This window comes from Psychromonas sp. SA13A (assembly GCF_011378715.1).
GTDB lineage: Bacteria > Pseudomonadota > Gammaproteobacteria > Enterobacterales > Psychromonadaceae > Psychromonas.
In genome coordinates, this window is the sequence record NZ_WTKU01000006.1 from 159,778 (window position 1) to 185,230 (window position 25,453).

Here is a 25,453-nt window from a genome sequence, read left to right on the forward strand (position 1 = left end):
ATTAAACAAGCCAATAAATATAAATAAGAGCAAACACCGGAACAGCAGCGGTCAAGCTATCTATGCGATCTAAAATGCCACCATGTCCAGGTAATAAATTACTACTGTCTTTTAAACCAGCTTCTCGTTTAAAAATACTTTCGGTTAAATCACCTAATGCAGAGACTAAAGTAGTGATCACTGAAGCCGCAAAAAACAATCCTAATTTTTCAGCCGGAATAGCAAAGTAATGACTCGCAAAATAAGCAACGATAACGGCACTCACTAAGCCACCTAATAATCCTTCAATGGTTTTACCCGGACTTACATTAGGTGCTAACTTATGTTTACCAAATTGTCTTCCCGCAAAATAAGCACCAGAATCAGCAGCCCACACCAATAAAAATACAAACATCAATAATTCCGCACCAAAATAGAAGTCGTGATGCATATTCACTGAACGTAATACTACTAATCCCCAGAAAAAAGGAATTAAAGTAAGTAACCCAAAAATGCTTTTTAGGAGTTTACTGTTTCGCCAAAGTGTTGCTGAAGTCGGATAACGCACAACCATCACTAAGGCAACACACCACCAAGCCGCAGCCACAGTTAATCCAGTAATTATATAATGATGAGGTAGTTCAGGTCCCCAGATCAAGCCAATAGGCATCAACATCAGCGTAATACCGAGTATCAAACCAAAGATATAAAGGGTAGCTGAAGAAGGTTCTTTACTAACAAAACCGGCCCACTCTTTACTAGCGAGTAAAAAAATACCAGCAGCAAACAGCATAAAAAATTGAAGAGGTAAAAAGAAAATAGCCGCAATGGCTAGTGGCGCTAATATAAGCGCGGTAATAATTCGTTGCTTCACAGAGAAATCCCGTTATATCTGTTGGGTAAAAATTAGTTATTTACTTGTGCACTGGTTTGTCCAAAACGTCGCTCTTTACCTGAAAATACATCTAGAGCTAATTGAAAGGCTTTGGCATCAAAATCAGGCCATAATATATCGGTAAAATATAACTCCGCATAAGCAAGTTGCCATAGTAAGAAATTACTTATTCTGTAATCTCCTCCCGTTCGTATCATCAAATCAACATCAGGTAATTCACCTAAAGACAGTGTGCCAGTCAATAATTGTTCATCGATACTATCAACTTCTAGGGCACCTTCTTTTACTTGTTGCGCTATTTTTTGGGTTGCATTAACAATATCCCAACGGCCGCCGTAGTTAGCAGCTACATTTAATGCTAAACCGGTATTATTTGCAGTTAATAACTGTGCTGCATGTACTTTTTTTTGCAGGCGATCACTAAAACCAGATATATCACCAACAATAGTTAACTTAATATTATTTTTATGGAGTTTTTTTACTTCACTACCAAGTACGGTAAAAAACAGCTCCATCAGCATATTCACTTCCTGTTCAGGACGTTTCCAATTCTCACTACTAAAAGCAAAGATGGTTAATGCTTCAATATTTTTTTCAGCGGCAAAAGCAATACTTTTACGTAGCGCTTTTACGCCGTGTTTATGACCAAAAACTCGGTGTTTTCCTTTTTGTTCTGACCAACGGCCATTTCCATCCATTATGATGGCAACATGTCTAGGGAAATTACTTTTAAGTGTTTCTGATCTCACAATAATCCTTTATTAACAATTAAATGCACCGACTAGTCACTAGAGGGTGCATTTTTGAACACTAGTTAGTTTTATACTTCTAACAATTCAGCTTCTTTAACCGCTAATACTTCATCCACTTTTTTGATGCTTTCATTAGTTACTTTTTGTACTAACTCTTCACCTTGACGTTGTTGATCTTCGCTGATTTCTTTTTCTTTTTCTAGATCTTTAAAGTCACCATTAGCATCACGGCGAATATTACGAATAGCAACACGTGTATTTTCAGCTTCACCACGAACCACTTTAATTAAGTCTTTACGACGCTCTTCTGTTAATGGCGGTAAAGGAATGCGAATAACAGTACCAGCAGACATAGGGTTTAAACCTAAGTTAGATCCCATAATTGCTTTTTCTACTGCTGCAATTAAAGTCGCATCAAATACTGTCACTGTTAATGTACGTGAATCTTCAGTTGATACATTACCCACTTGACGTAACGGTGTATTAGAACCGTAATAAGGCACCATGATGCCATCAAGTAAACTAGGGTGTGCACGACCTGTACGTACTTTAGCTAATTGGCTTTTAAATGATTCGATGCTTTTATTCATGCGAGTTTGAGCATCATCTTTGATTTCGTTAATCATATTTAGTTCCTAACTTGTTAGTTCATTATCAAATTTTGTTATCTATATTGGCAACTATTTTTTAACTAGTACGCTTTTAATCAATATCGCTTTAGCAATAACCACGATATTTTATTCGTTATACTTTACAAATAGCCATACTTTACAAATAGTCACTGCTTTTAACGACTACAACTTTATTTAGCGTTGTAATCGATAAATAAATAATTAAATATTTTCCTGTGCGTGGGTGATAGTTGTACCTTCATCACCACCTAAAACAACACGACTTAATGCACCGGGTTTATTCATGTTGAAAACACGAATTGGCAGGCTATGGTCACGTGCTAAGGTAAATGCAGCTAAATCCATTACTTGTAGCTCTTTCTCTAGTACCGTTTGGTAATCTAATACGCTGTATAATTTCGCATCTGGATTTTTTACTGGGTCTGCATCGTAAACACCATCAACTTTAGTACCTTTAAGTACTGCATCCGCTTCAATTTCGATACCACGTAAACAAGCAGCAGAATCGGTAGTAAAGAAAGGATTACCTGTACCCGCAGCAAAAATAACTACAGTGCCTAATTTTAAATATTTAATTGCTTCGGCCCAGTTATAATCGTCACAAACACCATTTAAAGGAATAGCAGACATTAAACGAGAATTAACGTGTGAACGGTGTAATGCATCACGCATTGCTAATCCATTCATCACCGTCGCTAACATTCCCATGTGATCGCCTACTACACGATTCATTCCAGCTTGAGCAAGGCCCGCACCACGGAAAATATTACCACCACCGATCACTAAACCAACTTGTACACCAGATTCAATCAAAGATTTAATCTCTAAGGCCATACGATCCAATACTTTAGGATCAATACCAAACCCTTCTTCACCAACGAGGGCTTCACCGCTCAGTTTTAATAAAATACGACGATATGCTGATTTAGGGTTAGTGCTCATAATTTCATTCCTTAAGTTGAAATAATACCGATTTTTTAAAAAATCATGCAAGATATTTTAAAAAATAGGTCTCAAATTGGTTTATTAAGCAGCTATATTCACTTTCTTCTGAATATAAAAGAACCGCAGGCATGCCGCGGTTCTTTTTTACAACGGAACAATGCTAAAAAACATTACCTATTGTTTATAAAGTAGATTACTTAGAAGCAGCCATAGTTGCAGCAACTTCAGCAGCGAAATCTTCTACTTTTTTCTCAATGCCTTCACCAACTTCTAAACGAACAAAAGAGACAACGTCTGCATTTGCACCTTTAAGAAGTTTAGCAACAGTCATTGATGGATCTTTAATGAATGATTGACCAGTTAAGCTTACTTCACCAGTAAATTTAGCCATACGACCAGAAACCATTTTTTCTGCGATTTCAGCAGGTTTACCGCTTTCGATAGCAATTTGTAACTGGATTTCTTTCTCTTTAGCAACAACGTCAGCAGGTACATTCTCAGGTTTAACAAACTGAGGAGCCGCTGCAGCAACGTGCATCGCGATATCTTTAGCTAGGTCAGCATCACCGCCAGTTAGCACAGAGACAACACCGATTTTACGGCTGTGTACGTAAGCGCCAAGGTTTTCACCTTCAACGATTTGTAAGCGACGTACAGAGATGTTTTCGCCGATTTTAGCAACTAACAATTCACGCGCTTCTTCAACTGTAGAATCGTCATATGCTAGTGCGTTTAATGCTTCAACGCTGTCTACTTTATTTGCAAGCGCGATATCAGCTACTTTTTCAGCAAATGCTAAGAAGCTTTTATCCATTGCAACGAAGTCTGTTTCACAGTTAACTTCGATGATTAATGCAGTAGTACCGTTAGTTTTTGCAAAGATAGCGCCTTCAGCAGCAATACGGCCTGCTTTTTTAGCTGCTTTGATAGCACCTGATTTACGCATGTTTTCAATTGCAAGCTCGATGTCGCCATCTGCTTCAACTAATGCTTTTTTACAATCCATCATACCCGCAGCAGTGCGGTCACGAAGTTCTTTAACTTGCTGAGCTGTAATAGCCATTGTTCGAATTCCTATTTTTATTCTATAAAAAAGGGGTCATATAGACCCCTGATAACCAACCAATGATTGGTTAATAAGAGCTTCTATTATTAGAAGAACTTATTTCTCAGCTGATTCTTCTTCAACAAAACCTTCAGCTACTACTACTTCTGCAGTACGGCCTTCTTTAACAGCTGTAGCAGCTGCACTTAAGTAAAGCTTAACTGCACGGATAGCATCATCATTACCAGGAACGATGTAATCGATGTTATCTGGGCAAGAGTTAGTATCTACAACAGCGATAACAGGAATACCTAGGTTATTCGCTTCTTTAATTGCAATGTGCTCGTGATCTGCATCGATTACGAAGATTACATCTGGGATACCACCCATGTTTTTGATACCACCAAGTGTTTTTTCAAGCTTCTCTAATTCACGAGTACGCATAAGCGCTTCTTTCTTAGTTAACTTGTCAAAAGTACCGTCTTGGCTTTGAACTTCAAGATCTTTCAAACGTTTGATTGATTGACGAACTGTTTTCCAGTTAGTCAACATACCACCTAACCAACGGTGATCAACATAGAATTGGTCACAAGCAATAGCTGCTTCTTTAACCGCTTCTGATGCAGCACGTTTAGTACCAACAAAAAGGACTTTACCTTTTTTAGATGCTTTAGCTTCTAAGAAGTTAAGCGCTTGGTTAAACATTGGAACTGTTTTTTCAAGGTTGATGATATGAACTTTATTACGAGCACCAAAAATGAATGGTTTCATTTTTGGGTTCCAGTAACGAGTTTGGTGACCGAAGTGAACGCCTGCTTGTAGCATATCGCGCATTGATACTGTTGCCATTTGAATTTCCTTTTAGGGGGTTAGGCCTCCACACATCCCATACACTCGACCATTAATTTCTTATACAGAAAAAGGCACCCCGAGTGACGTGTCGATGCGTGTGTGTTATTTAAGTAATAATCCTTATTATTCAATACATTGAATGTTTTGAATGGATTATATTGATTATTTGAGAAAGCGATTAAAAAATTAATCTATCAATCTCGGTGCGCTTTATACCACAGTTACCGAATTATCTCAATAAATAGCGTACTAAATAAGATATTTTCTAATCCCCTATATAACATTCAAAATAACATTCAAATCCTTGCCCATTGTAAGGCTTTCTGAAATAGATTTTATCTAGCACCATCGCCTAAAATTCTTTATAGTTGTCCTATAACAATTTATTCAAAGTATAGAGATATAATATGTCTGGACTCATTAAAACTGCTCAAGAAATAGAAAAAATGCGCATCGCAGGACAACAAGCTGCTGACGTATTAACCATGATTGAACCTCATGTTAAAAAAGGGGTAACTACTAACGAACTAAATCAGCTTTGCCATGATTTCATCGTTAATGAACAAGGAGGCATTCCCGCTCCGTTGAACTACCATGGTTTTCCTAAGTCTATCTGTACGTCATTAAACTATGTTGTATGCCACGGCATTCCTAACGATAAAGCACTGAAAGACGGCGATGTATTAAATATAGACATCACCGTTATCAAAGATGGTTACCACGGTGACACCTCTAAAATGTTCATGGTCGGAAAACCATCTATTCTGGCTGAACGTTTAGCACGTGTAACACAAGAATGTTTATACATTGGGATTAATATGGTTAAGCCTGGTGCTCGTTTAGGTGATATCGGTGCTGCAATTCAAAAGCATGCTGAAAACCACAACTACTCAATCGTTCGCGAATATTGCGGACACGGTATCGGTGCTGGTTTCCATGAAGAACCACAAGTATTGCATTACGGTAAAAAAGGCACTGGCGAAGTATTAAAAGCAGGCCAATGTTTTACCATTGAACCAATGCTGAATGCGGGCAAACGTGATTGTAAAGTATTAAAAGATGAATGGACTGTTGTGACTAAAGATAAAAAACTATCGGCACAATGGGAACATACTTTATTGGTAACTGAAACGGGTGTTGAAATTTTAACATTACGTCCAGAAGAAACCATTGAACGAATCATTAACCCAGCGTAAGTAGCATTTAAAGAATGAACGTAAATAGCCAGCACATTTTCAATAACGTACTGGCTATTATCAAGGCGCTAATATCGGGCCGTTAATATCGAAGCATCTCGTTGAGGCACTACGTTAAGGCATAAAATCGAGGCATTAAATGGACTTTGAACAGTATTCCCCGCTACAAATTCAACAACAAGATCTCACTATTCCTTTCATCAAAAAACATCTAAAACGATTTTCTGACTGGCAACTTGAACAATTCAAAGCGAAAAAAAACATTAATAAAATTGTGTCCTTACGTGCACGTTATGTTGATGAACTTTTAAGTCGTTTATGGAACTTAGTCGGATTAGATGAAAGCTATGATTTAAGTCTTTTAGCTGTCGGTGGATATGGCCGTGGTGAACTACACCCCAAATCTGATATCGACCTGTTAATACTTTCAGACCATGGTTTTAGTAAACAATCAGAAGAAAAAATAGGGCAATTAATCACCCTACTCTGGGATCTAAAACTGGATGTGGGTAATAGCGTTCGCACCCTAAAGGATTGTTTAGAGCAGGGTAAAGCCGATATTACTGTTGCCACCAGCATGATTGAATCTCGCTTGATTAAAGGCAATGAAAGTACCTTTGAAAAACTACAAGAGCTGATTAGTAAAGATGACTTTTGGCCATCGGATGAATTTTTTACAGTCAAAAAAGAAGAGCAGTTTGGACGCCATAAAAACTGCCGAGGTGATGGATATAACCTAGAACCAGATATTAAAAATGGTTGTGGTGGTTTACGAGATATTCAGACTATTGCCTGGGTTTCCAAACGTCACTTTGATGCTCATAGCCTATTAGAATTAACTACTTACGGTTATATCACACAGGGTGAATACCACGAAGTTAGTGATTGTCAGTCGCAGCTTTGGACCATACGTTTTGCTTTACATACAGTCACAAACCGCCCAGATAACCGCTTACTATTTGATTTCCAAAGTGAAGTAGCAAAGCTATTAGGCTACACAGGTCAGCGCAATGAAGCCGTAGAACAGATGATGAAGATGTTCTATCAAACTATTCGCCGTGTAAAAGAGCTTAACGAAATGTTACTACAATATTTTGATGAAGCGATTTTAGGTAATGTAACGACTACTGAATTTCATGATATCGATGACAATTTTCGAATCCGTGGTAATAAAATCGAGCTAACCACCTCCGGTTACTTTCAGGATAACCCTGAAGCGATATTACAACTGTTTGTGCATATTGCCGATGACTCACGTATTAAAGGTATTTATTCAAGCACGTTACGCGAACTGCGTGAGGCAAGACGCTGCTTGACCCATTGGTTGCAAAATATTCCAGAATGTCGCGCTGTATTTATGCAAATTATTAGGCATCCTCGCGGCATGGGCATCCCTTTTACCTTAATGTATGAATATGGTGTGTTAGCCGCTTACATTCCACAATGGAGCCGTATCGTCGGGCAAATGCAGTTCGATCTGTTTCATGCTTACACGGTGGACGCACATACGCATAAGCTCGCTAAATTCATCTATAACTACCCAAGAAGCAAAGCCGAGCATCCACTAGCCCATGAAATATATAAAAAGTTAGAAAAACCTGAGCTGTTATTCTTAGCCACTATTTTCCATGATATTGCTAAAGGCCAACAAGGTGATCACTCAACATTAGGTGCAGTGGATGCCTTAGCGTTTTGTGAATTGCATGGACTTACTCGCCATGAAGGAAAAGTAGTTGCTTGGTTAGTAGAACAACATTTAACCATGTCTGTTACCGCCCAGCGCCGTGATATCAGTGATCCTAATGTTATTATTACCTTTGCTAAAACCGTGCGTGATGAAAAATACCTTAACTTATTGTATTGCTTAACCGTGGCTGACATTTGTGCAACCAACGAGGAAACATGGAATAGCTGGAAAGGCACTTTATTACGTGACCTCTATTACAAAACACTGACCATGTTACGTCGTGGTTTAGAAAATCCACCGGATATTCGTGATCGTATTAGAGATCGCCAATTAAAAGCATTGGGTATTTTAGCTGAGTTAGGAATTAGCGAAGAAAAAGTGAAGCCATTATGGAAACGCTTTAGGCTCAATTATTTTTTCCGTTATACCTCGGCACAGATTTGCTGGCACACGCAGAACTTATTACATCACCAAGACCACACTAAACCTTTGGTTTTGATCAGTACTAATAACGCACGCGGGGGCAGTGAGATATTTGTTTATCATAAAGATATGCCACTTTTATTCTCTTCCGTTGTGACTGAAATAGATAATAAGAAACTAAGTGTGCACGATGCAAAAATTCTCTCTAGCCGAGATAATTATTCACTCAGTACCTTTACCGTATTAGAAGAAGATGGTGAGCATATTGATGACGATAAAATTCAACGTTTGCGAGAAGCGATAACAGATACGTTATTAAAACCAGATGTGGTTAACTCCAACATCATTAGACTGGAGCGAGTTAAGCGTCCCTTTAAATTTGAGCCTAAAATAACGTTTCTACCAACACGTCGTAAACGCACTCAGATTGAAGTGGTAGCATTCGATGCGCCCGGTATTCTGGCTAATATAGGAACTGTATTTGTAGATCACGGTTTAATGCTTGATACAGCGAAAATATCGACCATAGGCGAACGTGCAGAAGATTTATTTATCGTCTCCACTGCTGACGGGGATTCACTGACAAAAGAGCAAGAAGAGAGCTTAAAGGCGAGTTTAATGTACGAGCTAAGCCCAAGTACTTAATCGCTTGCACTTTATTTTCTTTTTTACTTTTACTGTCACTGCCATCGCACACTAGAAACAAGCGCACTTTAAAAAGGTACGCTTGAAAAACAAAAAGCCAGCGATACATTGCATCGCTGGCTTTTCTTATTCTGCTCACTATTAAGCTATTAATTAATTTACTAGCGTAAACCTGTAACCCAGTAATCTATAAGCTAGTAATTCACTAAGCTATCATCTAGCACATCAAAAATTAAAGTCAGACGATACTCAGAGTCAGCGTCGACTAGCAATTCTCAAAGGTAACAAATTCATGATTCAATATAGTCAAAGAAACTCTATCACCAACACTAAACGCTAAACATTCGCTACTACTATTACTGTATCTCACGGTGAACTCTTGCCCAGCGAATAGCACACTGATTTGTTGTAATGCACCTTGAAAATCAACCTGTTTGACCGTTGCTTCGCCTTTTAGGTCAGGGGTTATCTCAATATGCTCGGGACGTAATAACAAACGTAACTGCTTACCAATCGTTTGTTCAATCACGCTATTACTGCCTAATAAACCAAAACAACTTTGGTAACTGTATTTGTCCACCACTTGCACATCAATATAGTTAGCTTGTCCCATAAAATTAGCGACATAGGGAGAGTTAGGTTTACGATACAATTTTTGAGCCGTATCTATTTGTACAATTTTTCCCGCTTGCATCAGTGCAATACGGTCAGCAAAAGCAAAACCTTCTTCTTTAGAGTGAGTCACAAATAAAGCACTCATTTGACGCTGCTTAAATAATTGACGGATCTCATGGATTAATTGAAAACGTACATGCTGGTCTAAATTAGAAAAAGGTTCATCTAACAGCATTAAATCAGGCTGATAAGCTAAAGCACGTGCAATAGCGATACGCTGTTGTTGTCCGCCAGATAATTGATGCGGGAAACGCGCACTAAGGTCGCTTAATTGCACTAGCGCCAGGACTTCCTGCACACGCTGTTGTTTTTCTTGCTTAGTCATTTTGCTTAGTGAAAAAGCGACATTATCAAAAACATTTAAATGTGGAAAAAGTGCATAATCTTGAAAAATAAGGCCTATTTTTCTCAGTTCAGGTGGAACATAGGTTTGTGGATCGTTTAATATTTTTTGACGAATACTAATTTGCCCGGTTAATTCTGTTTGCAAACCGGCAACCGCTCTTAGTAAGGTAGTTTTACCACAGCCACTTTCACCTAATAAGCACACAATTTCATTATCATGTAAGCTCAGATCCAAGTTTTCTAAGACCGCTGTTTTTTGATAAGAACAGCTTAAATTTTGGATATTTAACGCACTCATTAAGTTTTTTTCTCCAACAAACGATTTACCACAATAAAAGGAACTAAGCCTAATACAATAATCATTAGCGCAGGCAATGCTGCTAGCTCTATCATCTCATCGGATACAAATTGATAAACGTAAGTGGCTAATGTTTCAAAATTAAAAGGTCGCAATAAAAGCGCCGCAGGCAATTCTTTCATAGATTCAATAAAAACTAAAATAAAAGCCGTAAGCATGCCTTTTCTAATTAATGGAACATTAACCCGCCAAAGTGTTTTAACAGGGCCATTACCTAGGGTTCTAGAAGCAAGATCTAACGACGGTGAAACCTGTACTAAACTACTATCGATACTGCCTACCGCAATAGCACTAAAACGTACTAAATAACCTAATACTAAAATAACCAATGAACCAGATAACAGCAACCCAACAGGTTTAAGGTCCCAAGCTAGCAACACATCATTTAACCATAAATCGATACTCGTAAGCGGGATCAACACACCAATCGCAACCACAGTCCCCGGTACCGCATAACCAAGTGAAGACAGGCGAATGCTAGATTTTGCACCTAAGCCAGGGCTTAAACGTTGATAAAAGTTAACCAGCAGCGCCACTAATATAGCCAGTATTGCAACTAAAAAAGCTAACCACAGACTATTTAGGGTGTAGTGCATTAAGTCATTGTTTAACGAAGCATTAAAATAGTTAACCGCATAATATAAAAGCGTCGCAATCGGTATAAATAAAGAGAAAGCTAATAACGACCAAGTGAATGCTAATACGCCCCACTTTTGCCAACCCGTTAATACAAAACGTAACTCGGTATTGCCACTACCATTACGCTGATAAACTTGTTGTTTACGGCGACTATAACTTTCTAAGGAGATTAGAATCACAATCGCTAACAGCATTAAAGACGATATTTTGGCGGCGGTAGTCAAACTGCCTAATTCTAACCAAGTATCGTAGATGGCGGTGGTTAGCGTATGCACAGCAAAATAGTTAACCGTGGCAAAATCACCTAATGTTTCCATGGCGATTAATGAGACGCCCACTGCCATCGCAGAACGAGATAAAGGAATACTGACTCGCCAAAAGGCACGTAAAGGAGGGACACCTAAGGTTCTTGCCGCTTGAAATAATCCCGCAGATTGCGTTAAAAAAGCGCCACGTAATAACAGATATAAATAAGGAAAAAGCGATAACGCTAAAATAACAGAAGCACCAAATAAGGTGCGCACTTCAGGGAAATAATAATCGCTAGGTTGCCAGTGAAACAAAGCCCGTATCGTTAACTGTACAGGGCCAGCAAAGTCTAATAAATCGGTATAAACAATCGCGATAATATAGGGCGGCATAGCGAGGGGTAACATCAGCATCCACTGTAACTTCTCACGAGTAGGAAACTCACAACAGGCCACAAACCAAGCACAGGGCAAAGCAAACAGAATACTTAATAGAACAACATACACTATAACTAACAGTGAGTTACTAATATACGTTGATAAAACGGTATCAATCAGGTGTTGAAAACTACCACTTTCGTCGACAGAGAAAGCGCTGAAAAATATAGCAAGAACAGGGGATAACAAAATACAAGTTACTACCCAAGGCAGTAACTTGTACAGGTTGAACGACTTAGAGATCAAATTTCACTTCATCCAGTAACTTAATGGCGGCTTGATGTTGCGCAGCAATATCAGATAGTTTGATATCGTCTGCTTTAAACTTGCCCCATGATGCAACCAATTTAGAAGGTTGTACATCTTCTTTTACAGGATATTCGTAATTGATTTCAGCATACATCTTCTGTGCAACATCACCCGATAGGAATTCCATCAATTTGATAGCATTGTTTTTATTAGGTGCGTACTTAGTCAGTGCAATACCACTTACGTTAACATGTGTGCCCGTCGTAGCTTGATTAGGGAAATTGATATGAACTGATTCAGCCCAAGCAACTTGTTTTGGATCGTTTAACATTTTACCCAAGTAGTAACTGTTAGTTAAAGCGTAATCACATAAACCTTCTTTAACGGCTTTAACTTGTGCACGGTCATTACCCTGTGGTTTACGTGCTAAGTTTGCTTTTAAACCTTCTAACCAAGTTTTTGCTTTTGCTTCACCTTCGTGAGCAATAATAGACGCTAACAAAGAAACATTGTAAGGGTGTTTACCAGAGCGCATACATACTTTGCCTTTAAAAGCAGGTGTCGCTAAATCTTGGTAAGTAATAGTAGGAGCAGGACCAACACGCTCTACAGAAGAATAAATGTTACGTGCACGGCTAGTTAATGCGTACCACTGTTTTTCAGCGCCATGAAATTGACTCGGAATGTTTTTATTTAGAATGTCGCTATCAACTGGCTGTGCTAGACCTTCTTCCGTAAACATAGTTAAGCGGCTAAAATCAGACGTTAACATAAGATCGGCTGTAGATAATTTACCTTCACGCTTAATACGCTCAATCAGGCCTTTTTTAGCAAATAGAATATTCACTTTAACGCCCGTTTCAGCGGTGAACTCTTTCATCATCGGCTCAATTAAAAACGGTTGGCGATACGAATATACGTTTACTTCTTCAGCAGCAAAAGACATTGAACTCGCAAGTGCCGATGTACCTGCTAACAAAACTGTTAAACTTTTTTTAATAGACATATTGTTTCCCATAAATAAGCGTGATGATCAATAGAACGGCATTCTAATGATAACAATTCTTATTTACAAGTGTAATAGCCCAATTAATGCATAAAAAGTGTCATATTCTGTCAAAGATCGTTGTATGTGATCTAAGGTTATTATTTTTTACGCAGGTAAAGCAATGCCTTGTTCTTTCATCCGCGCAATTTTATAACGCAATGTGCGAGGACTAATACCCAGTAACTCTGCCACATCTTTACGCTTACCACGACAGGTCTGTAATGCTTCTAATATAATCTTTTGCTCTTGCTGTTTGAGACCTTGCCCTAAAGCTTCTGGCTCTTCAGTTTCAGTCCTTACTGCATTACTACTTATTGTTGCGTTATCAGAGTCGCTAGTAGGGTTTTTACCAAGGTCACTATCAAAGTCGCTATTATTATTGTTGGTACTATTACTATGCACTAGCCCCTCAGAGCGAAAATCAACGTGACCTGTCGAAACAGCATCCATTGCTGCTGATTGAGCTTGCGCTGTGGTCGTTGATGTATTTGGTTGTTGCATATGCTCAAATTGTTGATCTTCTAAAATCAGCGCGTCACAGTCAATCACATCATCATTACCTAAAATCAAGGCACGTTGCATTACATTATCTAATTCACGCACATTGCCTGGCCATGAATAAGCAAATAAACATTGCTTAGCCGCTTCCGATAATGAAGGGATCGCAGAAGATTGCTCCTTTGCGTGACGTGATAATAAGTGTTCAGCAAGTGGAATAATATCGCCTTTACGCTGCTTTAGCGGTAACCACTGTAGTGGAAAAACATTCAAGCGATAATACAAATCTTCACGGAAAGTCCCCGCTTCTACCGCTTTTTTAATATCACGATTACTGGTGGCTAATACACGAATATTTAATTTAATCGTTTTACGTGAGCCTAAACGCTCCACTTCTCTTTCTTGTAAAACACGCAATAGCTTAACTTGTAACTCTAAGGGCATTTCGCTAATTTCATCTAATAAAATCGTGCCGTTTTGCGCCTGTTCAAATTTACCAGGGCAAGCTTGAACAGCGCCAGTAAAGGCCCCTTTCTCATAACCAAATAAAGTAGATTCAAGCATAGTATCGGGGATAGCCGCACAGTTAATCGCCACAAAAGCTTCATCCTTACGCGATGATTTATCGTGTAAATAACGTGATAACACTTCTTTACCTGAACCACTTGGGCCAGTGATCATTACTGAGGCATCGGAAACCGCCACTTTTTCAGCCATTTTAAATAAAGCCGCAGTATTAGGGTCGCCAAATATAGGCGTACACGAAGGCACTTTATGTACAGGCGCATAACGACTAACTTGATTTAATAACACCTCAGGTGAAAAAGGCTTTGCTAAATAATCAATGGCACCATCGCGAATGGCTTTGACCGCATCATCAATAGTTGCGTAAGCCGTCATCAATAAAACAGGTATTTCAGGATGAAGGCTTTTAATATTTTGCAATAAGGTTAAACCACTCATGCCGCCCATTTGGATATCACTGATCACCAAGTCGTAACGTGATTTACCAAGTGATGCTTTATTAAGTTCAACCAACGCCGCTTCGCCACTGTCGACTTCTTGACAGTCATAACCTGCTAATAACAAAGTATCAATTAACGCTTCACGTAATCCAGCATCATCTTCTACCACTAATAATCGACCCTGTGATTGATTATGCGACATAATTAAGCTCCTATTACCTTGCTCATTTGTACATTGTTCTTTTCTCTAAACTCAGCAATACGGTGCAAGGGCAACACTAAAGTAAAACAGCTCCCCTTGCCGACTTCCGACTTTACTTCCACCGTGCCACTATGCGCCTGAGCAACACTTTGCACCACCGCAAGGCCAAGACCTGTGCCTTGAGATTTAGTGGTATAAAAAGCTTCCATCACCTGCGCTAAACGTTGTTTTTCAATACCAGGCCCATTGTCCATCACAGAGATTTCTAAATGCGAAGCACCTCGTTGCACAGCACTAATATATAATTGAGCCCCTTCACCGGTAGCTTCAATTGCATTTGAGATAAGGTTGGTCATGGCACTGGTTAATGCATTTTTATTAGCCAGAATAAATAGATCAGGATTAGGTAAACGACACTGCAAATGGCCATTAACACTTAATAACATCGCATCACTGGCTTCTTGTACTTCTTCTAATAATGTTGCAACGGAGACTTCCTCTACAATCTTCTGTTCACCACTACGGGCAAATAACAACATATCGTTCACTTGTGTTTCTAAATCTTGCAGGCGGTTCATTAACTTGCCTTGAAAGCGAGCACGAGAGCTTTCATTTAAAGTTTTATTGGCAAGGTTAGCGCCATATAACATAGCCGCCGATAATGGAGTGCGGATTTGGTGCGCTAATGACGCCACCATTTTACCTAAAGAGGATAAACGTTTTAATGTTGCAACATGCTCTTGTAGTTGACGAGTATGGGTAAGATCCGTAAGTAGAATAAGCTGGCCAGGCTGACCTTGCAAAGAGGAGATAGATAACTGAATACGGCGACCATTCTTCAATGATATTTCATGGCCATCGTCATTTTTAGGGCTAAAAGAGCGTTTAATCACATCACCCCAAAGCATATTCTCTAAGGGTTCACCTAACAACTGCACGGCAACACGGTTTGCTTGCTCCACAATCCCATTACCATTAATCACAATCAATCCAGACGGCAATTCTTTATACAATTGATCCATGTAGTTCGCTTGAGCACGTAACTGCTGCAGCTCACCGACATAACGTTCAGTTTGTAATGGCGTATTATTTGTTGATTGTGAAGTTGTCATAGCAACACCTAAAAATTAAGATAGATATCACTACTAAGCAGTTATTATGCCAATCGAATAAACCGATTACTTTACAGTAAGATAAAAGTAAATAGCCATAAAAATGACAGTGCTAAAAATGAAAAAACCGCACAATTAAAAGCGCGGTTTCTGATGTAAAAGTATCGCTAAATATTCAGCTTAACTTTTGATATTACTTTTGATGCTACTTTTTGAAGATGACTTTAATACTTAGTTTGGCTAATCAGTTTGATGATTAGCTTAATAGATAGCTTAGCCTTCTTTATTCAACCCATATTTTTTCATTTTTTCTACCAAGGTGGTTCGACGCATCGATAATAACTCAGCAGCATGTGACACCACACCATCTTGAGAGTCAATCGCTTGACGAATCATCTCAATTTCAAACTCGACTAACTTATTCTTTAAATTCATGCCTTCCGCAGGCAAATGCCCTAAAAATCCAAGTGATTCATCGTGCATTTCACTTTCGTCGGATAAAATAGGCGCATCACCAAACATACCCGATAACGCATCACGTTCCATCAATGCTTCTTCTTCTGGGTTATAGTGAATATGTTCAACCGCCTCACCCTGCTCATCTAAGTAACGATATTTAACCGGTAACTCAGTCACATCCACTATTTTATTACTGTGTAAGATTAATAAACGCTCTAATAAATTAGACAGCTCACGCACATTTCCAGGCCAAGCATGTTTCATTAATGAATCTAACGCACGTTGAGTAAAACGCAGTGTCGCTTTATGTTCCTTTTCTAATCGAGATAACAACTCCTGTAGCAACAAAGGAATATCTTCTTGGCGATCACGTAATGCAGGCTTTTCAATAGGAAATACATTTAAACGATAAAACAGATCTTCTCGAAAAGAACCTGCAATAATCATCTCTTCTAAGTTTCTATGGGTTGCCGCTACAATGCGCACATCCGCCTGCAAAGATTTATTGCCACCGACTCTTTCAAAGGTTCTTTCCTGTAGCACACGTAATAATTTCACTTGCATCGGCATTGGCATGTCGCCAATTTCATCTAAAAATAGCGTCCCGCCTTCAGCCAACTCAAAACGCCCTTTACGAGCAGAAAAAGCGCCAGTAAACGCGCCCTTTTCATGCCCAAATAATTCACTCTCTAATAGTTCAGCGGGAATAGCACCACAGTTAACCGGTACAAAAGGCCCTTTATTTCGGCCAGATACTTCATGGATAGCACGCGCAACCACCTCTTTACCAGTTCCTGATTCGCCTAGAACCAACACATTGGCATTACTTTCAGCTACTTGCTCTACTAAATAACGAATTTCTTGAATACGTAACCCTTTGCCCACTAAAGAGGTAATTAAATATTTATTGGCTTTACTTAATTTATGATTTGGATTCGAATAGGTTTGGCAATAATGTAATAACTGCGTCAACTCTGAATAGACGATAGGTAAATGAAGCACACCGATGTGATTACTGTCGACACTCGCCACTTGCCCAGAGATACTAATAAAAGGAGTCTTAGCAAAGCTATTTAGTAGTGCATCCAATTGCTGATGTTGATTGCCATAAATAACGCACAAAGGCGCTTGTTGCTCTACCTGTTGCGCTAATTGTTCAACAGCAACCGTTTGATAAGCTTCACCAACAAAATGTAAAACAGTTTGTAATATCTCTACCTGTTGAGCGGTTGTATCGACTAAATAAATCGGCGGGCGTTGTGGCATAATCAGTACTCATATCAAAGAAACCAAGATGTGAAGGTTATGATAGAACAATTTTTAATATTTGCATTGAAAAATCGTCAAAAAGATGACGATGCCTGTAAAATGACACAATAAACCTTTAGAGGTAGTATAAATAACAATATTTATACGACTGTCATAAGTAAAATAATTGAAAATCATTAAAAAAATAAAAATGGTATATATTTTGCTTGTATTCCCATTATATGTTGCTTTAGTACAACCTAGCTGGAGATTGACCTACTATATGTAGATTAATACTACGATGGCTTGTCTATACGAGTGTACAAGTTCGCTTAAATGACAAAATATACCGAGAATCAACAAGGCTTAAAAAAACAATATAAATAACAGTGTAATTATAGAAACTAGAAGTACACTGCTTACGATAGATTAAATATTTTTAGCAAGGAAATAACTATGCGTCGCTCTGTCCAACAATATCAAAACTCCAATATGAACAATATCGAACAAGCAGATCCTCATACCCTTATATCCCTGATAATGCAGCATATACTGGGTAATCTAGCAGGTGCAAAAGGCGCAATTGATCGTAAAGATTTTGAAAATAAAAATAAAATGCTTAGAAAAGTGATTGGCTTAATTGGTGAATTACAAAATAGTTTAGATATGGAAAAAGGTGGAGATCTATCAACTAACCTATATGACTTGTACAGCTATATGGTTCGCCAAGTTAACCAAGCGAACTTAAAAAATACAACAGAACCATTAACCGAAGTCGGTGCTTTAATCACTGAAATAAAATCCGGTTGGGATGGCATTCCACAAGATATTCGTCAGCAATATAACCGTTAATACTATTCGTTAAATACACAATCGCTAATAAAACGCTTAAATCGGATCTTTAATGACTAACATCAACGCTAAACTTGAAGTACTATTTGAATTTGAAAAAAAACTCAATCTATTGATAGTTGAGGAAGAGTACGAATCATTTAGACAACAACAAGATCTCTTTGGAGACTTATTAAAAGATTTCCTCACTAAACACTCTGAAAATGAATTATTAAGTGTGATTGAGCCACTTAAAAGACTTAAGAAAAAAATTAGTGTATTGCAAGAAAAAGCCGATAATAGCGTCAAAATCTTAAAAGATAAATCACTAGCATTGCAACGCAACAAAAAAAAAATAAAAGCATATAAATAAAATTTATTTAATCACACTCGCTACCTCATTTTTAAGGTCATCATGTTTAACAACCAATCTATTTTAATAACCGGTGGGACTGGCTCATTTGGCAGAAAGTATGTCAAAACATTACTCGAGCGTTACCAACCTAAAAAAATAATTATCTTTTCTCGTGATGAACTTAAACAATTTGAAATGCAGCAAGAGTTCAATGTCCCTTGTATGCGTTACTTTATTGGCGATGTACGTGATAAAGACCGCTTAATTCAAGCAATGAATGGTGTTGACTATGTTATTCATGCAGCAGCCATGAAGCATGTACCTGCATCTGAATACAATCCGACCGAGTGCATAAAGACAAATATCAATGGGGCTGAAAATGTAATTCATGCAGCGCTTCATCACAACGTCAAAAAAGTCATCGCACTCTCGACCGATAAAGCCGCTAACCCAATTAATTTATATGGAGCAACTAAATTGGCTTCCGATAAGCTTTTTATTGCAGCTAATAATATGTCAGGTGGGCATCAAACTCTGTTTTCTGTTGTACGCTACGGAAATGTTGCTGGTTCTCGCGGTAGTGTTGTCCCTTTCTTTGATAAATTAATTAATGATGGTGCAACAGAAATTCCGATCACACACCCTGAAATGACTCGTTTCTGGATAACATTACAAGACGGTGTGGATTTTGTTTTAAAGAATTTTTTACGCATGTTAGGTGGTGAAATATTTGTTCCTAAAATTCCTTCTATGCGCATACTGGATCTAGCCAAAGCAATGGCTCCTAATTTAAACACTACAATTGTAGGTATTCGCCCAGGTGAAAAACTGCATGAAATAATGTGTCCAGCGGATGACTCATACCATACCTATGAATATGACGATCATTTCATTATTGCGCCTTCAATTAAGTTTTTTAATCGTAGTAATGACTTCACCATTAATGACATTAATGAAAAAGGAAAGCTTGTTGAACATGGTTATGAATATAACTCTAAAAATAATACCCATTTCTTAACACAATCAGAATTACTAAAGCTTAATGAGTTAGCAGAAAAATGATTCCTTACGGTAAGCAAGATATTAATCAACATGATATTGATGCTGTTATTGGTGTGTTAAAATCTGACTTTTTAACACAAGGTCCTCAGGTTCCTCCCTTTGAAAAAGCGATTAATGATGTAACACAAAGTGAGCATGCTGTTGCAGTAAACTCAGCTACCTCTGCGTTACATATTGCTTGTTTAGCTTTAGGTGTGGGTAAAGGTGATATTGTTTGGACAAGCCCTATTACCTTTGTTGCCAGCGCTAATTGTGCTTTATATTGTGGCGCTAGTATCGATTTTGTTGATATTGATAAACAAACTTATAATCTGTGCCCTATTGAATTAAGAAAGAAACTCAAACTTGCCAAGCAACAAAACAAACTACCAAAAGTTGTTATTCCTGTTCACTTAGCCGGTCAATCATCCGATATGCAAAAGATCCACCAACTCAGTATTGAGTATGATTTTAAGATCATTGAAGATGCGGCTCATGCGATTGGCGGAAAATATCAGGGTAAACCTATTGGTAATTGTCGTTATAGCGACATAACCGTCTTTAGCTTTCACCCAGTTAAAATAGTGACAACCGCAGAAGGTGGAGTAGCCACCACTAATTGTCCGCACTTATCTGCATCAATGCAGCGATTACGTTCTCACGGCATAACTAGAGAAGAGTCGTTGATGACCGAACCTTCTCACGGTGATTGGTACTACCAACAGCTTGAATTGGGTTTTAATTATCGCATGAGTGATTTGCATGCAGCGTTAGGCATCAGTCAGTTGAAACGCTTAACTGAGTTTGTAACAAAGCGAAAAGCAATTGCTGCACTATATAGTCAAAAGTTGGCCGGATTACCCATTATTTTACCTAAACAACTAGAAACTACAGATTCTGCTTGGCACCTTTATATCATTCAATTAGAACTCGATAAGATAGATAAAACTCATCAACAAGTTTTTAATGAACTTAGAGAAAATGGTATTGGCGTTAACTTGCATTATATACCAGTACATTTGCAACCCTACTTCCAAAATATGGGGTTTAAAGCGGGTGACTTTCCCAATGCGGAAAAGTATTACTCTAGTGCATTTAGCATTCCAATTTTTGTTCAGCTTTCTGATAATGAACTACAGGCAGTGATCTCGTATTTAAATATAATATTGAAAGAAAAATTATAGTAAATTACTTATCTCATGTTGCATTTTTTCTTCATTGATATGGAACGAGTAGAGTTAATACTGAATCTTATTTTTACTGAAGTTGTTTCGTCGACATTCATACATAATACTCTCGGATAATTTATGATAACGCCCATTATTTTAGCAGGTGGTTCAGGCTCCCGTTTATGGCCACTTAGTCGTTCCTTGTACCCTAAACAGTTTCTAGCTTTACAGGGAAATAGAACAATGTTGCAAGAAACGGTGTTGAGGTTATCAAACCTAGACGTTAGCGCACCGCAAGTTGTTTGCAATGAAGACCATCGCTTTATTGCTGCCGAGCAATTACGTGAAATAGAAAGTAATGGCTCGATTATATTAGAGCCTGTTGGTAGAAATACAGCACCTGCTGTCGCACTAATAGCAGAGATCACCAAAAATAATAACGACCCTCTACTTCTCGTATTAGCCGCTGATCACACCATTGAAAATAAGGCTGCATTTACCCATGCAGTTAATCAAGCAGTCCAACTCGCTAATCAAGGTAAACTGGTTACTTTTGGAATTGTACCTACCGAAGCACATACCGGATATGGTTATATAAAGCGTGGGAAATCTCTCGATAATACGATAATAGAAAAAACTCAAAGTGAATCTTATCAGGTTGCTGAATTTGTCGAAAAGCCAGACTCTAAAACAGCAACACAATATTTAGAGTCTGGTGAATATTATTGGAACAGTGGCATGTTTTTATTCAGAGCAAGTCGTTATCTACAAGAGTTAGAAAAATTTCGCCCCGATATATACGTAGCTTGTAAAAAATCTTTAGAAAAGACATCTCGAGATCAAGATTTTATACGCATAGATGAACAAGAGTTTAGTAACTGTCCTAATGAGTCAATTGATTACGCGATAATGGAAAAAACAGATGATGCGGTTGTAGTACCGTTAGATGCGGGATGGAATGATATTGGCTCATGGTCTGCCCTATGGGAAATGAATGACAAGGATTCACGAGGAAATGCCAACATTGGAAATATTATTTTACAGGACACTTCAAACTGTCTGATTCATGCGGGAGAGCGTCTTGTTACGGCGGTAGGCTTAGAAGGAATGATCATCATTGATACCAAAGACGCGCTATTAGTGGCATCAAAAGATAAAGTTCAAGATGTCAAAAATATTGTAGAAGAACTAAAAAATAAAAATAGCGATGAATATAAGATTCACCGCGAAGTTTACCGCCCTTGGGGAAAATACGAGTCTATTGATAACGGTCATAGTTACCAAGTGAAGAGAATTACAGTTAAAGCTGGTGAAAAATTATCAATTCAGATGCATCACCATAGAGCAGAGCATTGGATAGTGGTTTCAGGTACGGCTAAAGTTACCAATGGTGATAACACATTCCTTCTCGCTGAAAATGAATCAACGTTTATTCCTATTGGTATTATTCATGCTCTAGAAAATCCGGGGAAAGTTCCCTTAGAAATGATTGAAGTGCAATCCGGTACATACCTAGGCGAAGACGATATTGTTCGTTTTAAAGACCGTTACGGACGAATTTAAGGTATAACGATGATTAATGACTTTATGTTAGATAGTGCAAAGGTAATGAGAGAAAGTGGAATTGTGTTTGGAACTAGTGGTGTGCGAGGATTAGTTTCACAGTTCAGCGCAGAGGTTTGTGCAGCTTTTACCGTCGCATTTGTTGGCAGTATAAAAAGAACGTTCAACTTTCAAACAATCGCGATTGCCATTGATAATCGCCCAAGTAGCTATGCAATGGCACAGGCTTGCGCAAGTGCTTTAACGCAGCTAAACATTAAAGTTATTTATTTTGGTGTTGTACCAACCCCCGCTTTAGCAAACATCGCCATGGAGGATAAAATCCCAGCGATAATGGTTACAGGAAGCCATATCCCCTTTGATCGAAATGGCCTTAAGTTTTATCGCCCTGATGGTGAAATTAGTAAAGCCGATGAGAAATCAATTCTCTCTGAAAACATTGAATTCTACCATCTTAAAAACCTTCGAATATTGAATATATCTAATCGAGCCTCAGAAGCATATATTGCGCGTTATACGTCATTATTTGACACTCCTTTAAAGGGAAAAAGAATAGGGGTTTATGAGCACTCAAGTGCAGGTAGAGATCTTTATTATCGCATTTTTGAAAAACTAGGCGCTGAAGTTATTTCATTAGATCGCACAGAGCACTTTGTTCCAATTGATACCGAGGCAGTAGCAGACAGAGAAATTTCTATGGCGAGAATATGGTCTAAGAAGTACAAACTTGACGCTATTTTTTCAACGGATGGTGATGGTGATCGTCCATTAATATCTGATGAAAACGGCCAATGGTTACGTGGAGATATTTTAGGCTTGCTAACCGCAAAGGCTTTAAACATTGAAGCAATTGCCGTTCCAATTAACTGTAATACCGCCATTGAATTATGCAAATGCTTTAAAGAAATTGAACGCACTAGAATTGGCTCTCCTTATGTCATCGCTGAGTTTGAAAGGTTATCAAAAAAATTTACAACAGTAGCTGGCTTTGAAGCAAATGGTGGGTTCATGCTTGCTAGTAGTATCGTATTAAATGGTAAACTATTAAAAGCATTGCCTACACGTGATGCGGTACTTCCTGCAATTATGTTATTAGCCTCTGCGGACAATAATAGTATTTCCACATTAGTTAATGATCTACCAAAGCGTTTTACTCACAGTGACCGTATACAGAATTTTGCACCAGAGAAAAGCCGAGCAATTATCGAAGGCATCCAACAAGCACCAGAAAGGATGTTAATACAGTTTGGTTTTAAGCAAGTAAATATTAAAGAGTTGGATACAACTGATGGGCTTAGAATAACATTAACTGATGGAATTATTATTCACTTACGAATATCGGGTAATGCACCAGAGTTACGTTGTTATGTAGAAGCAAGTTGTCACCTTGATACTGTAAAATATGTTACTTGTATTTTAAAGGGAATTACATTACAGAACCTTATCCTTGAATAAAAAAATAGTGGCCATATCTAGTTGACCACTATTTTAGAGTCACTTTTTAATGTAAAGATTTTCCATAAACCGGTGAACTTTAGTTTCCAAATTAAAGAATGGCCAACGGTCAGCTGATTTATAAAAAAGATCAAAATATTGGTTAATTGTAGCTTCATATAAATCTGACGGGTTAAAACTATAGCTAGAGTGGAATTCAATTAGATTTTCATGATAAAAATACTTACTACTGATCCGCCCAACTTGCTCTATATAATTATTGACTATATTAATTTCCATTTCCCCCATACTGATAGTATTAAAGAATAAATCAACACTGTCTGATTGAAATTTTTCAATCATAAAGTTGGGTAATAGCACAATATCATAAGACTTAATACGTTCTGGGGATAAGTCCATATCAATACCTTCGTAGCACAGAATTTTTTTGTTTGGAAATTGTGTTGATAAGTAATATGAAGAAACCAACAGTATCTCTGGAATATCAAAGTTGATATAAGTCGCGTTAAGAATATCTTTAGAAATAAAATATCCACAGCCTCCATATCCACCACCAATTTCCGCAATTACAGGGTGCTCTTCCTCTTGTAAAAACCTTTTAAAAGAGCACATACGACTATGATTGAAGAATGTATTTATATGTAGAGAAATGCCATTTAATTCTAAAGACAATGGACCACCAACTCCATTATCGGCTAACTCTTTTATATCTAAATGTTCATCAAGCCCGTAATACCAAATTCGCATATTAGTTTCTAGGCTTTTTGCTAGCGAATACTCGTCAGTAACTTTATAACCTGCATAAGCGGCCTTCCCACCAGCCATGCCTTCCCCCATACATGTCCGAAAAAAATCATCAATCATTTCAAAAATAAGAGTGTTTTTCACATCTACTGACAACTCCAGCGCATGATAGAATTCTTTTCTTGTTTCCAGTAAATGTCCCTGCCAGTTTTTACCTATATGGTATATTTGATCAACCCCTGCTCTATCTTCTACTTGTTTTTCAAATACGTTTATTAAGCGAGAACATACCGTTTTTCGTTCATCCACATTGCCAGGTTTAACTGCCGGCTCATTTTTTTTGCCAATTTTATAGCTTACGTACTCTTCCCGCTTTCCTTTCATCCTAAAGACTAAATTTTTCTTCTGACCTAAAATGCGTAAGGTAAAAGCTTCATCTCGATAAATGGATAATATACGATTATTTAAAATACCTTTATTGATCAATATTTCTTCATATCGAGCATATGCACCATTCATAATTAAAATGTAATCGAACTCAAAACTGGAGAAATCTATATCTTCATCGTATATAACTTTATCTGCAACGGTCAACTTTAACCCTGTATCACACCATTCGAGAAGTTCGACTATTTCAAATTCTCGTTCTTTTTCCATTAAATGGACATCATAAATATCATATCCCCTTCCAAAACAAATGATTTTCATTAAAAATTCCTTGTAATTATATTGTAAAAAAATTTAGCTTCATTATTCCCAT

Annotated in this window: 21 protein-coding genes; 8 read left to right on the forward strand and 13 right to left on the reverse strand. The window is 37.9% G+C overall.

The features are described from left to right. Position 1 precedes the first annotated feature (1 nt). The 6 genes from GQR44_RS08090 to rpsB all read right to left on the reverse strand — a co-directional run bounded on the left by GQR44_RS08090 (position 2) and on the right by rpsB (position 5,097). Complete coding sequence (locus tag GQR44_RS08090) at positions 2-853, reverse strand: phosphatidate cytidylyltransferase (RefSeq protein WP_166371074.1); 852 nt, start codon at positions 851-853, stop codon at positions 2-4. A 32-nt stretch (positions 854-885) separates the two neighbouring features. Next, positions 886-1,629, reverse strand: coding sequence for a polyprenyl diphosphate synthase (gene uppS / locus GQR44_RS08095; protein ID WP_166371180.1), 744 nt, complete (start codon positions 1,627-1,629; stop codon positions 886-888). A gap of 65 nt (positions 1,630-1,694) precedes the next feature. After that, complete coding sequence (gene frr / locus GQR44_RS08100; protein ID WP_028867459.1) at positions 1,695-2,252, reverse strand: ribosome recycling factor; 558 nt, start codon at positions 2,250-2,252, stop codon at positions 1,695-1,697. A gap of 207 nt (positions 2,253-2,459) precedes the next feature. Continuing rightward, positions 2,460-3,200 (reverse strand): UMP kinase, encoded by a 741-nt coding sequence (pyrH, locus tag GQR44_RS08105; RefSeq protein ID WP_028867458.1) that lies wholly within the window; start codon positions 3,198-3,200, stop codon positions 2,460-2,462. Between the two features lie 196 nt (positions 3,201-3,396). Beyond that, complete coding sequence (gene tsf, locus GQR44_RS08110; protein ID WP_166371076.1) at positions 3,397-4,266, reverse strand: translation elongation factor Ts; 870 nt, start codon at positions 4,264-4,266, stop codon at positions 3,397-3,399. Between the two features lie 99 nt (positions 4,267-4,365). Then, complete coding sequence (rpsB, locus tag GQR44_RS08115; RefSeq protein ID WP_028867456.1) at positions 4,366-5,097, reverse strand: 30S ribosomal protein S2; 732 nt, start codon at positions 5,095-5,097, stop codon at positions 4,366-4,368. Between the two features lie 410 nt (positions 5,098-5,507). Here rpsB and map point away from each other — a divergent pair, with 410 nt between their 5' ends. Further along, on the forward strand, positions 5,508-6,296 hold the full coding sequence (gene map / locus GQR44_RS08120; RefSeq protein ID WP_166371078.1) for a type I methionyl aminopeptidase: 789 nt from the start codon (positions 5,508-5,510) through the stop codon (positions 6,294-6,296). Positions 6,297-6,435: 139 nt separating this feature from the next. Then, a complete protein-coding gene (gene glnD / locus GQR44_RS08125; protein ID WP_166371080.1) occupies positions 6,436-9,051 on the forward strand; it encodes a [protein-PII] uridylyltransferase in 2,616 nt (871 codons plus the stop codon). A gap of 265 nt (positions 9,052-9,316) precedes the next feature. On the opposite strand, the gene GQR44_RS08130 is transcribed toward glnD, so the two are convergent. The 6 genes from GQR44_RS08130 to GQR44_RS08155 all read right to left on the reverse strand — a co-directional run bounded on the left by GQR44_RS08130 (position 9,317) and on the right by GQR44_RS08155 (position 17,553). Beyond that, positions 9,317-10,369 carry an ABC transporter ATP-binding protein gene (locus GQR44_RS08130; protein WP_166371082.1) on the reverse strand — a complete coding sequence of 351 codons (1,053 nt, stop codon included), beginning with the start codon at positions 10,367-10,369 and terminating at the stop codon, positions 9,317-9,319. Then, the gene (locus GQR44_RS08135) at positions 10,369-12,000 is read right to left on the reverse strand and encodes an iron ABC transporter permease (RefSeq protein WP_166371084.1); all 1,632 of its coding nucleotides are present in this window, start codon (positions 11,998-12,000) and stop codon (positions 10,369-10,371) included. Before GQR44_RS08135 ends, GQR44_RS08130 begins: the two co-directional genes overlap by 1 nt. Then, positions 11,990-13,009, reverse strand: coding sequence for a Fe(3+) ABC transporter substrate-binding protein (locus tag GQR44_RS08140; RefSeq protein WP_166371086.1), 1,020 nt, complete (start codon positions 13,007-13,009; stop codon positions 11,990-11,992). Before GQR44_RS08140 ends, GQR44_RS08135 begins: the two co-directional genes overlap by 11 nt. Positions 13,010-13,156: 147 nt before the next feature. Beyond that, positions 13,157-14,716 (reverse strand): sigma-54 dependent transcriptional regulator, encoded by a 1,560-nt coding sequence (locus tag GQR44_RS08145; RefSeq protein ID WP_166371088.1) that lies wholly within the window; start codon positions 14,714-14,716, stop codon positions 13,157-13,159. A gap of 2 nt (positions 14,717-14,718) precedes the next feature. Beyond that, the gene (locus GQR44_RS08150; protein ID WP_166371090.1) at positions 14,719-15,828 is read right to left on the reverse strand and encodes an ATP-binding protein; all 1,110 of its coding nucleotides are present in this window, start codon (positions 15,826-15,828) and stop codon (positions 14,719-14,721) included. 273 nt (positions 15,829-16,101) lie between these two features. Next, on the reverse strand, positions 16,102-17,553 hold the full coding sequence (locus GQR44_RS08155) for a sigma-54 dependent transcriptional regulator (protein ID WP_166371092.1): 1,452 nt from the start codon (positions 17,551-17,553) through the stop codon (positions 16,102-16,104). 438 nt (positions 17,554-17,991) lie between these two features. Here GQR44_RS08155 and fliS point away from each other — a divergent pair, with 438 nt between their 5' ends. The 6 genes from fliS to GQR44_RS08185 all read left to right on the forward strand — a co-directional run bounded on the left by fliS (position 17,992) and on the right by GQR44_RS08185 (position 23,949). Further along, positions 17,992-18,387 carry a flagellar export chaperone FliS gene (gene fliS / locus GQR44_RS08160; RefSeq protein WP_166371094.1) on the forward strand — a complete coding sequence of 132 codons (396 nt, stop codon included), beginning with the start codon at positions 17,992-17,994 and terminating at the stop codon, positions 18,385-18,387. Between the two features lie 52 nt (positions 18,388-18,439). Next, positions 18,440-18,739, forward strand: coding sequence for a hypothetical protein (locus tag GQR44_RS08165; protein WP_166371096.1), 300 nt, complete (start codon positions 18,440-18,442; stop codon positions 18,737-18,739). Positions 18,740-18,781: 42 nt separating this feature from the next. Continuing rightward, positions 18,782-19,783, forward strand: coding sequence for a UDP-N-acetylglucosamine 4,6-dehydratase (inverting) (pseB, locus tag GQR44_RS08170; protein ID WP_166371098.1), 1,002 nt, complete (start codon positions 18,782-18,784; stop codon positions 19,781-19,783). Next, positions 19,780-20,946 carry a UDP-4-amino-4,6-dideoxy-N-acetyl-beta-L-altrosamine transaminase gene (pseC, locus tag GQR44_RS08175; protein WP_166371100.1) on the forward strand — a complete coding sequence of 389 codons (1,167 nt, stop codon included), beginning with the start codon at positions 19,780-19,782 and terminating at the stop codon, positions 20,944-20,946. Before pseB ends, pseC begins: the two co-directional genes overlap by 4 nt. 123 nt (positions 20,947-21,069) lie before the next feature. Next, entirely contained in the window at positions 21,070-22,494 is a 1,425-nt protein-coding gene (locus tag GQR44_RS08180) for a mannose-1-phosphate guanylyltransferase/mannose-6-phosphate isomerase (RefSeq protein ID WP_166371102.1), read from the forward strand. A gap of 9 nt (positions 22,495-22,503) precedes the next feature. Then, the gene (locus GQR44_RS08185; protein WP_240923597.1) at positions 22,504-23,949 is read left to right on the forward strand and encodes a phosphomannomutase; all 1,446 of its coding nucleotides are present in this window, start codon (positions 22,504-22,506) and stop codon (positions 23,947-23,949) included. Positions 23,950-23,988: 39 nt separating this feature from the next. Here the strand turns inward: GQR44_RS08185 and GQR44_RS08190 are convergent, their stop codons facing one another. Next, a complete protein-coding gene (locus GQR44_RS08190) occupies positions 23,989-25,401 on the reverse strand; it encodes a putative sugar O-methyltransferase (protein WP_166371104.1) in 1,413 nt (470 codons plus the stop codon). Between the last annotated feature and the right edge of the window lie 52 nt (positions 25,402-25,453).

Bases quoted from the DNA above. Each gene is read 5' to 3' on its own strand.
- GQR44_RS08180 (WP_166371102.1), top strand. From the start codon at position 21,070: ATGATAACGCCCATTATTTTAGCAGGTGGTTCAGGCTCCCGTTTATGG.
- GQR44_RS08165 (WP_166371096.1), top strand. From the start codon at position 18,440: ATGACTAACATCAACGCTAAACTTGAAGTACTATTTGAATTTGAAAAA.
- map (WP_166371078.1), top strand. From the start codon at position 5,508: ATGTCTGGACTCATTAAAACTGCTCAAGAAATAGAAAAAATGCGCATC.
- GQR44_RS08155 (WP_166371092.1), bottom strand. From the start codon at position 17,553: ATGCCACAACGCCCGCCGATTTATTTAGTCGATACAACCGCTCAACAG.
- frr (WP_028867459.1), bottom strand. From the start codon at position 2,252: ATGATTAACGAAATCAAAGATGATGCTCAAACTCGCATGAATAAAAGC.
- glnD (WP_166371080.1), top strand. From the start codon at position 6,436: ATGGACTTTGAACAGTATTCCCCGCTACAAATTCAACAACAAGATCTC.
- tsf (WP_166371076.1), bottom strand. From the start codon at position 4,266: ATGGCTATTACAGCTCAGCAAGTTAAAGAACTTCGTGACCGCACTGCT.
- pseC (WP_166371100.1), top strand. From the start codon at position 19,780: ATGATTCCTTACGGTAAGCAAGATATTAATCAACATGATATTGATGCT.
- GQR44_RS08140 (WP_166371086.1), bottom strand. From the start codon at position 13,009: ATGTCTATTAAAAAAAGTTTAACAGTTTTGTTAGCAGGTACATCGGCA.
- GQR44_RS08130 (WP_166371082.1), bottom strand. From the start codon at position 10,369: ATGAGTGCGTTAAATATCCAAAATTTAAGCTGTTCTTATCAAAAAACA.
- pyrH (WP_028867458.1), bottom strand. From the start codon at position 3,200: ATGAGCACTAACCCTAAATCAGCATATCGTCGTATTTTATTAAAACTG.
- fliS (WP_166371094.1), top strand. From the start codon at position 17,992: ATGCGTCGCTCTGTCCAACAATATCAAAACTCCAATATGAACAATATC.
- GQR44_RS08145 (WP_166371088.1), bottom strand. From the start codon at position 14,716: ATGTCGCATAATCAATCACAGGGTCGATTATTAGTGGTAGAAGATGAT.
- rpsB (WP_028867456.1), bottom strand. From the start codon at position 5,097: ATGGCAACAGTATCAATGCGCGATATGCTACAAGCAGGCGTTCACTTC.
- GQR44_RS08150 (WP_166371090.1), bottom strand. From the start codon at position 15,828: ATGACAACTTCACAATCAACAAATAATACGCCATTACAAACTGAACGT.
- GQR44_RS08190 (WP_166371104.1), bottom strand. From the start codon at position 25,401: ATGAAAATCATTTGTTTTGGAAGGGGATATGATATTTATGATGTCCAT.
- GQR44_RS08185 (WP_240923597.1), top strand. From the start codon at position 22,504: ATGATTAATGACTTTATGTTAGATAGTGCAAAGGTAATGAGAGAAAGT.
- pseB (WP_166371098.1), top strand. From the start codon at position 18,782: ATGTTTAACAACCAATCTATTTTAATAACCGGTGGGACTGGCTCATTT.